The 13,484-nt window shown below is 75.5% G+C and carries 12 protein-coding genes; 5 read left to right on the top strand and 7 right to left on the bottom strand.

Annotation, left to right across the window (positions count from 1 at the left end; all coding sequences use genetic code 11):
* Nucleotides 1-24 precede the first annotated feature (24 nt).
* The gene (locus ACZ6PY_RS21060; RefSeq protein ID WP_466074692.1) at nucleotides 25-948 is read left to right on the top strand and encodes a DUF3500 domain-containing protein; all 924 of its coding nucleotides are present in this window, start codon (nucleotides 25-27) and stop codon (nucleotides 946-948) included.
* A gap of 113 nt (nucleotides 949-1,061) precedes the next feature.
* Here the strand turns inward: ACZ6PY_RS21060 and ACZ6PY_RS21065 are convergent, their stop codons facing one another.
* The 7 genes from ACZ6PY_RS21065 to ACZ6PY_RS21095 all read right to left on the bottom strand — a co-directional run bounded on the left by ACZ6PY_RS21065 (nucleotide 1,062) and on the right by ACZ6PY_RS21095 (nucleotide 9,675).
* Nucleotides 1,062-1,820 carry a class I SAM-dependent methyltransferase gene (locus ACZ6PY_RS21065; RefSeq protein WP_466074591.1) on the bottom strand — a complete coding sequence of 253 codons (759 nt, stop codon included), beginning with the start codon at nucleotides 1,818-1,820 and terminating at the stop codon, nucleotides 1,062-1,064.
* A gap of 42 nt (nucleotides 1,821-1,862) precedes the next feature.
* Nucleotides 1,863-2,366, bottom strand: a complete 504-nt coding sequence (locus ACZ6PY_RS21070) for a DUF2231 domain-containing protein (RefSeq protein WP_466074593.1) — start codon at nucleotides 2,364-2,366, stop codon at nucleotides 1,863-1,865.
* Nucleotides 2,367-2,442: 76 nt separating this feature from the next.
* Nucleotides 2,443-3,159 (bottom strand): GAF and ANTAR domain-containing protein, encoded by a 717-nt coding sequence (locus tag ACZ6PY_RS21075; protein WP_466074595.1) that lies wholly within the window; start codon nucleotides 3,157-3,159, stop codon nucleotides 2,443-2,445.
* A 212-nt stretch (nucleotides 3,160-3,371) separates the two neighbouring features.
* Complete coding sequence (gene secA2 / locus ACZ6PY_RS21080) at nucleotides 3,372-5,666, bottom strand: accessory Sec system translocase SecA2 (RefSeq protein ID WP_466074597.1); 2,295 nt, start codon at nucleotides 5,664-5,666, stop codon at nucleotides 3,372-3,374.
* A gap of 109 nt (nucleotides 5,667-5,775) precedes the next feature.
* Complete coding sequence (locus ACZ6PY_RS21085) at nucleotides 5,776-7,524, bottom strand: ABC transporter ATP-binding protein (RefSeq protein ID WP_466074599.1); 1,749 nt, start codon at nucleotides 7,522-7,524, stop codon at nucleotides 5,776-5,778.
* 29 nt (nucleotides 7,525-7,553) lie between these two features.
* Nucleotides 7,554-8,642, bottom strand: a complete 1,089-nt coding sequence (locus tag ACZ6PY_RS21090; RefSeq protein WP_466074600.1) for a zinc-dependent alcohol dehydrogenase — start codon at nucleotides 8,640-8,642, stop codon at nucleotides 7,554-7,556.
* Entirely contained in the window at nucleotides 8,635-9,675 is a 1,041-nt protein-coding gene (locus tag ACZ6PY_RS21095) for a Gfo/Idh/MocA family protein (protein ID WP_466074602.1), read from the bottom strand. Before ACZ6PY_RS21095 ends, ACZ6PY_RS21090 begins: the two co-directional genes overlap by 8 nt.
* Before the next feature lie 250 nt (nucleotides 9,676-9,925).
* On the opposite strand from ACZ6PY_RS21095, the gene ACZ6PY_RS21100 reads away from it, so the two are divergent.
* From ACZ6PY_RS21100 to ACZ6PY_RS21115, 4 genes are all read left to right on the top strand, one after another.
* Nucleotides 9,926-10,906, top strand: coding sequence for a glucosyl-3-phosphoglycerate synthase (locus ACZ6PY_RS21100; RefSeq protein WP_466074693.1), 981 nt, complete (start codon nucleotides 9,926-9,928; stop codon nucleotides 10,904-10,906).
* A gap of 36 nt (nucleotides 10,907-10,942) precedes the next feature.
* Nucleotides 10,943-12,097, top strand: a complete 1,155-nt coding sequence (locus tag ACZ6PY_RS21105; RefSeq protein ID WP_466074603.1) for a glycosyltransferase — start codon at nucleotides 10,943-10,945, stop codon at nucleotides 12,095-12,097.
* A gap of 85 nt (nucleotides 12,098-12,182) precedes the next feature.
* Nucleotides 12,183-12,647, top strand: coding sequence for a DUF4383 domain-containing protein (locus tag ACZ6PY_RS21110; protein ID WP_466074606.1), 465 nt, complete (start codon nucleotides 12,183-12,185; stop codon nucleotides 12,645-12,647).
* A 90-nt stretch (nucleotides 12,648-12,737) separates the two neighbouring features.
* The gene (locus ACZ6PY_RS21115) at nucleotides 12,738-13,469 is read left to right on the top strand and encodes an ATP-binding protein (RefSeq protein ID WP_466074608.1); all 732 of its coding nucleotides are present in this window, start codon (nucleotides 12,738-12,740) and stop codon (nucleotides 13,467-13,469) included.
* Nucleotides 13,470-13,484: the final 15 nt, after the last annotated feature.

Below are 13,484 nucleotides of genomic sequence, written 5' to 3' on the forward strand. Positions count from 1 at the left end.
GTGGAGGATCCCGTACCCGAGCAGATGCGCGCCGCGGCCGGCGCGCTGCTGGCGGCGCTCGACGAGCCGGCCCGGCAGCGGGCCCGGCACGACTTCGACGACGAGCCGGCCCGCCGGTGGCTGGAGTACCGGCCCCGGCCCCGGCCCGGCGCCAGCCTCGCCGACCTGGACGTCACGGCCCGCAAGGCCGCCCACCGGCTGCTCGCCACCGCGCTCAGCCCCGCCGCCTACGCCCAGGCCATGGCCGTCGTGGCGCTGGAGGAGGTGCTCGACCGGGCGGAGGGCTGGGCGCGTGGCCGGCACAGCGGCGACTACTGGGTGGCCGTCTTCGGCGATCCCGGGCGCGACGACCGGTGGGCCTGGCGGTTCGAGGGGCACCACCTGTCGGTCAGCATGACCGTGGTCGACGACCAGGTCTCCCCCGCCCCGATCTTCCTGGGCGCCAACCCGGCCACCGTCCGGCACGCCGGCCGGCCGGTCTCCCGGCCGCTCGGGCCGGAGGAGGACCTGGCCCGGGAGCTGCTCGACGCGCTCGGGCCGGCCGGTCGGGCCGCCGCGGTCGTCACCGACGAGGCGCCGGCCGACATCATCAGCGCCACCCGGGCCACCGCGCCGGGGCGGCTCGACCCGCTCGGCGTGCCCCGCGGCCGGCTCGCCCCGTCGGGCCGGGCGCTGCTCGACCGGCTCGTCGCGCTCTACCTCGACCGGCTCCCGCCGGAGCTGGCCACCCGCGAGGTGCGCCGGCTGGCCGGCGGCGAGCTGCACTTCGCCTGGGCCGGCCCGGTCGGGCCGGGTCAGCGGCACTACTACCGAATCCAGGGCGACGACCTGCTGATCGAGTACGACAACACCACCGAGGACGGCAACCACGCGCACACCGTGCTGCGCCGCCCGGCCAGCGACTTCGGCGCGGACGTGCTGGCCGCCCACCACTCCGCCGCGCACTGACCGCGGCCGGGTCAGGCCGGCGGGCGGGTCAGGGCGGCGGCCGGGTCAGGCCGGCGGCCGGGTCAGGCCGGCGGCCGGGTCAGGGACGGCGGGCGGTCAGGGACGGCGGGCGGTCAGGGACGGCGGGCCTCGATGAGGAAGCGCCGGGCGTGCGCCACGAACGGGCCCTCGGCACGGATGCGCTCGTGCAGGCGGCGCAGCTCGGCGCGGTACCGGTCGACGGTGAAGCCGGGCACCGTCCAGACCACCTTGCGCAGGAACCAGACCACCGCGCCGATGTCGTGGAAGACGGTCCGCAGGGTCGCCGTGCGCAGGTCCACCACGGTCAGTCCGGCGGCCTCGGCGGCGGCGACCGCCTGCTCGGGGTGGCGGCTGGCCGGCGGCGGCAGCGGCCCGAGGATCGCCTCGCTCAGCTCGCGGACCGTGCCGGCGCCGATCTGCTGGGACAGGTAGCTGCCGCCGGGGCGCAGCACCCGGGCGACCTCGTCCCACCACGTGTCCACCGGGTGCCGGCTCACGACGAGGTCGAACGCCGCGTCGCGGAACGGCAGCGGCGGCCGGTCGGCGACCTGGACCACGGCCGCCCCGACCCGGCGCAGGGTGCGCCGGGCGACCGGCACGTTCGGCGGCCACGCCTCGGTGGCGACCAGCAGCGGCGGCGGCGCGGGGACCCCGGCCAGGACCTCTCCCCCGCCGGTGTCGATGTCCAGGGCGGCACGCGCGGTGGCCATCCGGGCGCCGACCAGGCGGGCGTACCCCCAGGGCGGGCGTTCCTCGGTGGCCCGCCCGGCCAGCCAGGAGAAGTCCCAGCCCTCGACCGGCGCGGCCGCCGCCTCGGCGATCAGATCGTCGGCGTCCCGTTCGGTGTCCACCGGACGAGCCTGGCGGCCGGGGCGGCCGACGGCAAGGCGTTTTCAGGCCTTCGGGCGGATGATCTCCACGGTGGCGCCGGGGATGTCCCGCAGCGCCTCGAAGCCGGTCGGCTCCGCGGCCCGGCGCCTGTCCAACTGGCGCATCAGCCGGGAGCCCAGCGCCACCCCCACCGAGCCCACGGCCAGCGCGAGCAGCTCGACGGCCACCTCGACGCCGTTCGCGCCGCGCTGCGGCGCCTGGGCCCGGATCAGGCAGGTGAGCAGGAACAGCGCCGCCATCGCGGCGTTGACCAGGTTGAAGGTGATCGCGGTCCGCCTGGTCCGGTCGGCCCGGGCGTCCCACAGGTCGACCATCCCGGCGACCGCCGTGAGCGCGGCGGCCACCAGGGCGGCGACGGCCGTCCAGTAGCCCACCTCGCCGAGGAAGGCCGGGCCGCCGCCCACGTCGGCGAGGTCGAAGACCGCGGCGCTGACGAAGAGCCCGAAGGGGAACGTCACCAGCATCGGTTGGATCGGGTTGCCCTGCACCCGCAGCCGGCTCTCCATCGGTTCCTCCCCAGGTCCGAGCAGCTCACCAGTCCAGGGTGCTACCCGGGGCCAACCGGGGCGAAACGAATGTCGCTCAGTTGTCCCGGGGGCGGGAGACGGTGAGCAGGAGCCGCTCGGCCACCTCGCGCAGCGGTATGTCCAACGAGGAGGCGGCGCTGCGGAGGACGTCCAGCGCCTCCGGGGCGGGGCAGCCGCGCTGCGTCATGATCACGCCGACGGCCTGCCCGACGGCCCCGTCGGCCAGGGCCGCGGTGTCGAGCTGGTCGGCGCGGGCGGCCAGCCGCTCCCGGTCCCGGGTGGCCGCCAGCAGCAGCCCGGCGTGCTCGGCGAGGAGCATCGCGGTGAGCTGGTGCCGGGGGGTGAGCGCGCCGGCCGACTCGGCGTAGAGGTTGATCGCGCCGATCACCTGCTCGTCGACGTCCACCGGCGCGGCGATGACCCCGTGCACGCCCAGCCCGCGGGCCCGCTCCGCCCACGCCGGCCAGCGCGACTCGCCGGCCAGGTCGGCCGCGGTGATCATCTCGCGCCGCCGGATGGCGGTCAGGGCCGGCGTGTCCGGGCCGTGCCGCAGGTCGTCCAGCTCGGCCCGCTCCGGGTCGGAGGCGGCCACCCCGGCGGGCTCACCGGCGCGCAGCGCGGTGAACCCACAGCAGTCCACCCCGGGTACGGCGTCCCGGGCGATCCGCACCAGCCGGTCGAGCGCCTCGTCGAAGTCGGTGACCGCGATGAGCCCGGCGGTCAGCTCCCGCAGCAGCGCGGCGGTCTCCAGCACCCCGAGCGTGTCGGTCATGGGGTCCCGCGTGTCGACGTTCACCGGGCCACGGCCTCCGCCACCTCCGCGCCCGTCCATGCGGTGTGCCCGTCCGGCGCCGTTGCCTGTCCCATGATCGCTCTCTCCCTGAGTCGAAGCCCCGGCCTACTACCCTCCCAAACCAGGATCGAAACCGCGCAAAGGGGTCCCTTCCGGCGCGGTACGCACCGGAAGGGACCCCTCGCGGAGGGTCAGCGGGAGCCGGAGATGAGCCGGCGCCCCACCGAGGCGATCAGCCGGTCGAGCTCCGAGCCGAACGGGTTGTCGTGCACCAGGTACGTCCACGTCGCGGTCGGCCGCACCAGCTTGGCGGCGTCCGGCTCCCACCCGTCGGAGAACTCGGTCTCCTCGAAGGTGGCGATGGTCCGCGTCTCGATCTCGGGGATCAGCGCGTTGAACGCCGGCACCGCGCTGCGGTGGAACTCGTCCAGCGGGTCGAGCCGGCCCAGGGCCCGCAGGTGCACGCCCTCGCGGACCTCGGAGAGCTCGGCCAGGTGCTCGGCCCAGAGCCGGTCCAGGTGGTAGAGGGCGATCTTGCGGGCCACGTCGGCGAGCAGGTCCTCGTCCATCTCGCCGGCCTTCTCGGGCACCCGCTCCAGCAGCATGAGCGCGGCGATGTCGCTGGTGAGCAGCCGCTCCCGGCGCTCGGCCAGCGCCTTGCGCTGCTGCTCGATCACCTGGCTGTACCGCCAGGTGTTGCGGTGGATCTCGTGGTTGACGCCCTCGGCGACCCGCTGGGCGTGCTCCACGGCGTAGTCGACCTGCGGGTCGGTGACCAGGCCGTCGGCGTTCATCCGGGGCGACGCCGGGACGGTGTCGCCGGCGTGCCGCACGACCAGGTCGTCCTCCAGGCTGACGAAGAAGACCGAGCCACCCGGGTCGCCCTGCCGGCCGGCCCGGCCCCGGAGCTGGTCGTCGACGCGGCGGCTGTCGTGCCGGCCGCTGCCGATCACGTAGAGGCCGCCCAGCTCGGCGACCCGCTCCCGGTCGGCCTGGTCGCTGCCGCCGAGCCGGATGTCCACACCCCGGCCGGCCATCTGCGTGGAGACGGTCACCGCGCCGTACGCGCCGGCCTCGGCGATGATCCCCGCCTCCTCGTCGTCGTTCTTGGCGTTGAGCACGACGCAGGACACGCCGGCGGCGTGCAGGCCGGCGGCGAGCCCCTCGGACTCCTTCACGTCCAGGGTGCCGACCAGCACCGGACGGCCGGCCTCGTGGCAGCGCCGGATCTCGTCGATCAGCGCCTCCTCCTTTTCGGCCCGGGTGGCGTAGATCCGGTCCGTCTCGTCCTCGCGGACGCAGGGGGTGTTCGGCGGGATCACCGCCACCTCGAGGCCGAAGAACTCGCGGAGCTGGTCGCCGACGAGGACCGCGGTCGCGGTCATGCCGCAGACGGTCGGGTAGAGCGCGATGTAGGCCTGCACCGTGATGGTGCCGAGCACCTCGCCCTCGGCCGTGGCGTCCAGGCCCTCCTTGGCCTCGACCGCCGCCTGGAGCCCGTCCGGCCAGCGGCGGCGCTGGGCCACCCGGCCACGCATCTCGTCGATCAGCTCGACCGACTTGTCCCGCACGATGTAGTCCACGTCGCGGTGCAGCAGGGCGTGCGCGTGCAGCGCCACGTTGACCGCGGAGAGCTGCCCGACGTGCTCCTCGTCGTAGAGGTCGATGCCGCCCAGCTTGGCCTCGACCGTGGCCAGGCCGACCGAGGTGAAGGCGACGCTGCGCCCGTCCTCGGCGATCGTGTAGTGCCGGTCCTTGCGCAGCCCGCGCACCAGCGCGGCGGCGGCGTGCACCGGGTCCTGCTCGCCGGGGACCGCACCGGCCAGGACCATCGGCACCCGGGCCTCGTCGATGAGGATCGAGTCGGCCTCGTCGACGATGGCGGTCCGCAGCGCCGGCTGGACCCGCTCGGACAGGTCGGTGACGAGCTGGTCGCGGAGGAAGTCGAAGCCGGCCTCGCTGACCGCGATGTAGGTGACGTCGCAGGCGTAGGCGGCGCGCCGCTCCTCGGGGGTGGACGCCTCGTTGACCCAGCCGACGGTGAGGCCCAGCAGGGCGTAGACCGGGCCCATCCACTCGGCGTCGCGGCGGGCCAGGTAGTCGTTGACGGTGAGCACGTGCACCGGGCCGTTGCCCATCCGGACGTGCCCGTAGGCCGCGATGGCCGCGGTCAGCGTCTTGCCCTCACCGGTGGCCATCTCGGCGACCTTGCCGGACAGCAGCGCCATGGCGCCGAGCAGCTGGACGTCGTACGGCCGCTGGTCGAGGCCGCGGCGGGCCGCCTCGCGGCCGATCGCGCACAGCTCCTCGTAGCCGGAGGCCTGCCCGGCCGCCTCGGTCAGCTCCGCGTCGGTGAGCTTCTCCAGCTCGGCCTCGCGGGCCTCGATCGCCGGCAGCAGCTTCTCCAGCGGGGCCAGGTCGACCGTCGTTCCCGGGCGCTGGAGGAACCGCCGGAACCTGGTCTTCAGACGTTGCGACACACCCATGAGCGGCAACGGTACGCGAACGGGAGCCGATTGTGACACCCGTGCGGCGCGGTCGCCGGGGGGTGTCCGAATTGCGGGCTGTTTCCGCAGGTCAGGGCGCTTCGTGCGGTCAGCCGACGAGGAGCTGGTGGGTGGCCAGCTCGCGGTAGAGCGGGCTGGTCGAGGTCAGCTCGTCGTGGGTGCCGACGGCGACCACCCGGCCGGCGTCCAGCACCACGATCTGGTCGGCGTCCACCACGGTGGAGAGGCGGTGCGCCACGATCAGCAGGGTACGGCGCACCGCGACGGCGTCGATGGCCCGGCGCAGCGCCGCCTCGTTGCGGGCGTCGAGGTTGCTGGTCGGCTCGTCGAGCAGCAGCACCGGCGGCCCGGCCAGCAGCGCCCGGGCGATCGCCAGCCGCTGCCGCTCGCCGCCGGAGAGCAGCACGCCGCCCTCGCCGACCTGCACGTCCAGCCCGTCGGCGGTCCGCTCGGCCAGGTGCCCGAGGTTGACCTCGTCGAGCACGGCGTGCAGCCGGTCGTCGGTGGCGTCCGGCGCGGTGATCAGCAGGTTGTCCCGGAGCGTGCCGGCGAGCACCGGGGCCTCCTGCTCCACGTAGCCCAGCCGGGCCCGCAGCGCGTCCCGGGGCAGGTCGCGCACGTCGACCCCGTCCAGGCGCAGCGTGCCCCCGGTCACCTCGTAGAAGCGCTCGACCAGGGCGAGCAGGGTGGACTTGCCGGCACCCGACGGGCCGACCAGGGCGGTGCGGGTGCCGGCCGGCACGGTGAAGCTCACCTCGTGCAGCACCGCCGGACCACCCGGGTAGCCGAAGTCGACCCGGTCGAACTCCAGCGCCGCCGGGCCGGTCGCGCCGGGCCGGGCGGTGACCGGAGCCGCCAGGTCGTCCGCCCCCTCCCCCGGCACCGCGAGGATCTCCTCGATCCGGGCCAGCGCGCCGAGCCCGGTCTGCAGCTGGGTGTACGCGTGCACCGCCTGCCCCAACGGCAGCACCAGGAAGAACAGGAACATCACGAAGGCCACCAGGTCGCCCACGCCGATCGCGCCGGACGCCACCCGCGCCCCGCCCACGGCCAGCACCAGCAGGAAGGCGCCCTGGACGGTGACCGTGCTGGCCGGGCCCACCACCGCCTGCGCCCGGGCCACCCGCAGCCCGGCCGCGTACGCCTCGGTCGCGCTCGACACCACGGTCGCCGTCTCCCGCCGCTCGGCGCGGCTGGCCCGGATGGTCCGGGCCGCGGAGATGGCCCGCTCGACGGCGGAGGTCATCTCACCGACCCGCTCCTGGGCCTGACGGGCCAGCCCGCGGACCCGCCGGGCGACCGTGAGGGCGAAGCCGACGCCGACCGCGACGGCGGCCAGGGTCACCCCGAACAGCAGCGGGTCGAGCAGCAGCATGGCGGTGCCGGCGCCGAGCACCATGACGGCCCCGGTGACGGTCTCGAAGAGGCCGGAGGTGACCACGGCCCGCAGCAGCGTGGTGTCCGCGCCGACCCGGGAGAGCAGGTCGCCCGTGCGGCGCCGGTCGTACTCGGCGATCGGCAGCCGCAGCACGTGCCCGGCGAGCCGCCGCCGGGTGCCCAGCACGAGCCCCTCGGCGGTGCGCTGGAGCAGGAAGTCGCGGAGCCCGCCGAGCAGCGCGCCGACCACCACGAGGGCCACCAGGACGGCGACCAGCCCGGTGGCCGGGCGGCCGGCGGTGATCCGGTCGAGCACGCCCCGGGTGAGCAGGGGCTGGGCCAGCGCCGCCCCGGCGCCGGTGAGCGACAGCACGCCGACCGCCACGAGGGTGCCGCGGTGGGCGCGCAGGTAGGGCAGCAGGGCGGCGAGCCCCGGCGGTCGGCCGGCGTCGGTGGTCATGGCAGCACGGTAACCGGGCCGGCCCAGGCTCAGCCGGTGAGCACCACCTGCAGCTCGGAGCGGCGCCGCTCGGCCAGGTCGGTGAGCAGCGCCGGCGCCTCCTCCAGCGGCACCACCGCGGAGACGAGGTGCTTGCGGACCAGGTCGCCGTACTGGCGGAGCAGCTCGATGGTCTCCGCGGAGAGCCGCTCCCGGTCCCAGGTCGGCGCCAGCCCGCGCGGCACCCGGCCGATCTGGGCGCAGCGCAGCGCCAGCCCGTTGTGGTGGAACTCCTCGCCGAGCCGGACCGCGTCCGCGCCGGCCTGGTAGAACGCCAGGTCGATCACGGTGCCCTGGGGGCGCAGCAGGCGCAGCGCGAGCTGGAGCGCCCAGTCCTGGCCCCGGCACTGGAAGACCAGGTCCGCGCCCCGGTCGCCGGCGGCGTGGTTCCAGCGGGTCTTGAGCACCACGGCCGGGTCGTCCGCCGCCGGGTCGAGGGTCTCCAGGCCCAGCGCCTCGGCCACCTCCCGCCGGGCCGGGGTGGGGTCGAGAACCACCACGGAGGCGGCACCGTGCCGCCGGGCGAACAGCGCGGTGAGCAGCCCGACCACCCCGCTGCCGACCACCGCCACCCGCCGCCCGCGCACCCCGTCCCCGAGCGAGCGGACGTCGGTGCCGCACAGGTCGGCGGCGGCGTGCAGCAGGCCGTTGGCGCAGATCGGGCCCATGTGCGCGACGTAGACGCCGAGCAGCGGGTCGAGGTCGTCGGGCAGCGGCACGAACCGTTCGGCGACCGGGTCGGCGACATGTCCGCTGCGGTGGCCGTACGTCATGGCGCCGACCGTGCCCACGGCGACGGCCGGGGTGCGGCTCTCCACCACCCGCCCGACCTGCATGTAGCCGAGCCGGGTGACCGGGTACGGCGTGCTGGCCGCGCCGGGCTGGAACAGCCCGAGGCCGGCGTTCCAGGTGACGTGCAGGTAGGGGTTGGTGCCCTTGACATAGCTCAACTCGGTGCCGGCGGAGACCCCGCTGTAGAGGGTCTCCACCCGGAAGGTGCCCTCGCGCAGCTCGGCCGCCTCCTGATCGACCAGCTCGACCCGGCCCGGTCCGCTGACCACCACCACCCGGTCACGCATCGACCGTCACCCCCGTCGGCCCGGCCGGCGCCGCGTCGGCGACCGCGGCGGTGAGCCGCGCGGCCGGCCCGGTGGGCAGCGCCACCGCCCGCCCGGTACGCGCCGACTCGGCCACCGCCAGGGCGAGTCGCTGGGTGCGCAGCGCCTCGGCGTACGGGACCCGGACGTCGTCGCCGATCCCCCGGACCGCGTCGACGAAGGCCCGGTCGACGGCCACCCGGGCGCCGTCCGGGTCGGCGGGAAGGCGCCGCTCGCCGTCGGCGTCGCAGACGGTCAGGCCGTCCTCGGCCAGGGACAGGGCCAGCCCGTCGGCGAGGACCTCCAGGCCGGCCCGGTGCTTCCAGCCGAGCACGCAGGCCGCCGCGAGGGTGCCCACCGCGCCGGAGGCGAAGCGCAGGGTGGCCGCCGTGACGGAGTCGATGTCCGCGCCCTCGACCGGCGGTGGGCTGCCGTCGCCGTACGCGGTCACCTCGGTCGCCTCGCCGACCAGCAGCCGGACCAGGTCCAGCACGTGCGCCGCCTGTTCGACGACCGGGCCGCCGGAGCGGTCCCGGCGGGCCCACCAGGCCACCGGCGGCACCTTGTCCAACCAGGCCCCGTTGACCATCCGCACCGGCCGGCCGGCGAGCAGTTGCCGGGCCTCCTCCACCACGTGCAGGTAGCGCCAGTGGTGGCCGACCGCGGTGAGCAGGCCGCGCCGCTCGACCAGCGCGGCGACCCGCTCCGCGGTCTCCAGGTCCACCGCCACCGGCTTCTCCACGAACATCGGCACGCCCGCCGCGATCACCGCCTCCTCGACCGGGCCGTGCGCGAACGGCGGCACGCAGACGTAGACCGCGTCCGGGCCGGCGGCGAGCAGCTCGTCCACGTCGCGGAAGGTCCGCGCCCCGTGTGCGCCGGCGAGCGCCGCCGCCGCGTCCGGGGCGACATCGGTCACCCCGAGCAGTTCCACGTCCTCGAAGCCGGTCAGCACCCGGGCGTGGCGCTGCGCCACCCCGCCGGCTCCGACGAGTCCCACCCGGCACACCCGCATGCTCCCGACCCTTCCACCGCGGAAAACGGACCGTCGAGACCTCTCCCCGCGGGGCCGCTCGGCCAAACGTGTACCGGAGGCGCAATCAGACGTTCACCGGCCGGGAACCGCCCGGAACCACCCTGGTGATCAGGTGTTCGGCATGATCCGGTTAGCACGGGCGGCGGATTGGGCAAACCAGAAGCCCGTGGATCCGCCACGACCTGGGAGCGTGCCTGTGCCGGATACAGCGTCGACCGTCTCACCCGTGGTGGAGGCCTGGGCCACATACCGCACCACGTCCGCCGACGACTGGCCGGCGCGGCGCCTGCTGCGCGCCAAGGGCGCGAGCCGGGTCAGCGTGGTGCTGCCCGCGCGCAACGAGGAGGCGACCGTCGGGGCGATCGTCTCGACGATCCGCCAGCACCTGATGGACCGGGTGCCGCTGGTGGACGAGCTGATCGTGGTGGACTCGCGGTCCACCGACCGGACCGCGCAGGTGGCCCGGGCGGCCGGCGCCGAGGTGGTCAGCCAGGACGCCATGACCCGCGGGCTGCCCCGGCTCACCGGCAAGGGGGACGCGCTCTGGGCCGGGCTGGCGGCGGCGGAGGGCGACGTGGTCGCGTTCGTCGACGCCGACCTGCGGGAGTTCCGGCCGCACTTCGTCACCGGGCTGGTCGGGCCGCTGCTCACCGACCCGTCGGTCGACTTCGTCAAGGGCTTCTACCACCGGCCCCTGGTCCGGACCACCGGGGTGGAGGCCGACGGCGGGGGCCGGGTGACCGAGCTGATGGCCCGGCCGCTGCTGAACCTGTTCTGGCCGGAGCTGGCCGGTTTCGTGCAGCCGCTCGCCGGCGAGTACGCGGGCCGCCGCGAGGTGCTCGCGCAGGTGCCGTTCGTCTCCGGCTACGGCGTCGAGACGGCCATGCTCATCGACCTGCTGGAGCTGGTCGGGCTGGACGCGCTGGCCCAGGTGGACCTGGGCGAGCGCAAGCACCGCCACCAGGACACCGCCGCGCTGGGCCGGATGTCGGCGCAGATCCTGCTGACCGCCTGGTCCCGGTTGCAGCGGCGCGGCTGGGCGGTGCCCGGCCTGGAGCCGACCGCCCTGCTGACCCAGTTCCGGCGGGGCGGCTCGGAGGCACTGCCCCACCTGGACCGCGAGATCGTGGTCAGCGACGTCTCGATCGAGGAGCGGCCGCCGCTGGCGCAGCTGCGACACCGAGTGCCGCGGCGGCGGGTCGCGGCGTGATCCCGTGAGCGCCGCCCGAGGAAGGGACGCCGCACGATGACTCTCACTGTCCTGATGAACGCGGGTCCCTGGCTGTCCGTGCCGCCACCCGGCTACGGCGGGATCGAGAACGTCGTCGCCACGCTGGTGCCGGAGCTGCGCCGGCTCGGCGTGCGGGTGGTGCTCGCCTCGGTGGCGAGCAGCACGCTGCCGGTCGACGAGCGGATCTCGGTCTTCCCGGACGGGCAGTTCCACGCCCTGCAACGTCCGTACAACCAGGTCTGCGGGGTGGCCCAGGCGCACCTGCACGGGGTGGTCCGCGCGCTGCACGCCCGCGACGACATCGACCTGGTGCACGACCACGTGGAGGCGGTCGGGCTGGCCACCATGGCGGCGATGGGCCCGGACGCCCCGCCGGCGCTGCACACCCTGCACTGGGACCTGGCCAAGCACCCGGAGCTGTACGGCAACCTCGACGGCGGCGGCCGGGTGCGCGTCAGCGGCGTCTCGGCCAGCCAGCTCGCCCGCGCGCCGCGGGCCCTCCAGGAGCACTCGGTCGGCCACGTGCACCTGTCCACGCCGCTGGCGGTGGGCGCGGACCGCCGGCCGCGGGTGGCGAAGGGTGAGCACGTGGTCATCCTGGGCCGGATCAACCCGGGCAAGGGGCAGGACCTGGGCGCCCGGCTGGCCCGGAAGGTCGGCTTCCCGCTGGTGCTGGCGGGGCCCGTGGGGCCGTACCACCGGCCCGAGGACCTGGCCGCGGCGGGCGACGAGGCCCGGCAGAACCCGGACGTCCGGTTCTTCTACGACCACGTGGCCCCGCACGTCGACGGCGACCTGGTGCGGTGGGTGGGCACGGTCGCCGGGCCGGAGCGCGACGACCTGGTGGCGGGGGCGCGCGCCTCGCTGTTCCCGCTGCGCTGGGAGGAGCCCGGCGGCACCGCGGTGGTCGAGTCGCTCGCGCTCGGCACGCCGGTGGTGGCCACCGCTCGCGGCTGCCTGCCGGAGCTGATCGAGCACGGCCGCACCGGCCTGCTCACCGCCGACGAGGAGGAGCTGGGCGACCTGGTGCTGGCCGCCGGCCTGCTCGACGGGGACGAGTGCCGGCGCGAGGCGGCCACCCGGTTCACCCCGGAGCTGATGGCCCAGCGGTACGTGGAGCTGTACCAGGAGGTGCGCCGGCTCGCCGCCCGGTCGTTGCAGCTCGCCTGAGCGGACGGGTCCGGTCCCCCGGGGGCGTTTGCCCCCCGTGGGCCCGGGAAAGCCGCCCGGTCCCTTGTCTGGCGAGGAGGCCGGCATGACGAACTCGATGGCCCACTCCCGTGGGCGGCGGAACCCGGCCGACGGCCGGGCCCCGGTACGCCGGGCCGCGGCGACCGTCGGCGTGCTCTTCCTGGTGATCGGCGTGCTGGGTTTCATCCCCGGCATCACGACCCACATCGGCGACCTCAAGTTCGCCGGGCACGACTCCGACGCGAAGCTGCTCGGGCTGTTCCAGATCTCGGTGCTGCACAACATCGTGCACCTGCTGTTCGGGGTCGCCGGCCTGCTGCTGGCCCGGACGGTCTCCGGGGCGCGGGCGTTCCTGATCGGCGGCGGCGCGATCTACCTCGTGCTCTGGCTCTACGGTCTGGTGGTCGACCACGACAGCGGGGCGAACTTCATCCCGCTCAACGGCGCGGACAACTGGCTGCACTTCCTGCTCGGGGTCGGCATGATCGCCCTCGGGCTGCTCACCACCCGGGGCGCGAACCGCCGCTGACCAGGCCCGCCCGGGCCGGCTGTCCGGTTTCGCCCGGCCCGGGCGGGGGTACCTTCCAGGTCCTCCGACGAGATGGAAACGAGGACCTCGATGTCGACCCGGATCAGGTGCGAGGTCCGTGACGAGACGCCGGTCACCGTCGTGCGGCTGGCGGGCGCGCTCGACCTGGGCACGATGCGCTCGGTGCACTCGGTCCTGGACCGGTGCCTCGCCGCGCAGCCGGATGCTCTCGTGGTCGACCTGGAGAAGCTCGACGTCACGGACCCGCTCGCGCTGTCCGTCTTCGCCGCCGCGGCCCGCCGGGCCGCGGACTGGCCGGCCGTGCCGATGGTGCTGTCCGCCCCGCCGCGGGAGACGGCCGCCTGGCTCGCCGAGACGACCGCCTGCCGGGTGGTGCCGGTCCGCCGCGACTGCGCGGAGGCGGCGGCGCTGGCCGGGACGGTGGCGGCCCCGCGGCTGCGCGCCCGGCTGGAGCCGGTGGCCGGCGCCTGCCGGCGGGCCCGCGAGCTGGTCACCGACGCGTGCGGCAGGTGGAACATCCCCGAACTGGCCGGCCCGGCCTCGCTGGTCCTCAGCGAGCTGGTCGGCAACGTCGTCCGGCACGCCGGCACCCCCATGCAGGTGACGCTGACCCTGCGCCGGCCGTACCTGCGGGTGGCGGTCATGGACGGCAGCCCGGCCGACCCGCGGGCGGGGACGGTCCAGGACCTGCGGTCCGAGGGTGGCCGGGGGCTCATGCTGGTCCGCGAGCTGACCCAGCGCTGGGGCAGCACCCCGGCGGGTGCGGGCAAGGTGGTCTGGGCCATGCTACCGGCGAACTGACCGAATTCTCCGCTC

It is taken from the genome of Micromonospora sp. NPDC048907, from assembly GCF_055586885.1.

Coding starts and splice junctions, on each gene's coding strand:
- ACZ6PY_RS21060 (WP_466074692.1), top strand. CDS start 25: ATGCGCGCCGCGGCCGGCGCGCTGCTGGCGGCGCTCGACGAGCCGGCC.
- ACZ6PY_RS21070 (WP_466074593.1), bottom strand. CDS start 2,366: ATGGAGAGCCGGCTGCGGGTGCAGGGCAACCCGATCCAACCGATGCTG.
- ACZ6PY_RS21075 (WP_466074595.1), bottom strand. CDS start 3,159: ATGACCGACACGCTCGGGGTGCTGGAGACCGCCGCGCTGCTGCGGGAG.
- secA2 (WP_466074597.1), bottom strand. CDS start 5,666: ATGGGTGTGTCGCAACGTCTGAAGACCAGGTTCCGGCGGTTCCTCCAG.
- ACZ6PY_RS21085 (WP_466074599.1), bottom strand. CDS start 7,524: ATGACCACCGACGCCGGCCGACCGCCGGGGCTCGCCGCCCTGCTGCCC.
- ACZ6PY_RS21090 (WP_466074600.1), bottom strand. CDS start 8,642: ATGCGTGACCGGGTGGTGGTGGTCAGCGGACCGGGCCGGGTCGAGCTG.
- ACZ6PY_RS21095 (WP_466074602.1), bottom strand. CDS start 9,675: ATGCGGGTGTGCCGGGTGGGACTCGTCGGAGCCGGCGGGGTGGCGCAG.
- ACZ6PY_RS21105 (WP_466074603.1), top strand. CDS start 10,943: ATGACTCTCACTGTCCTGATGAACGCGGGTCCCTGGCTGTCCGTGCCG.
- ACZ6PY_RS21110 (WP_466074606.1), top strand. CDS start 12,183: ATGACGAACTCGATGGCCCACTCCCGTGGGCGGCGGAACCCGGCCGAC.
- ACZ6PY_RS21115 (WP_466074608.1), top strand. CDS start 12,738: ATGTCGACCCGGATCAGGTGCGAGGTCCGTGACGAGACGCCGGTCACC.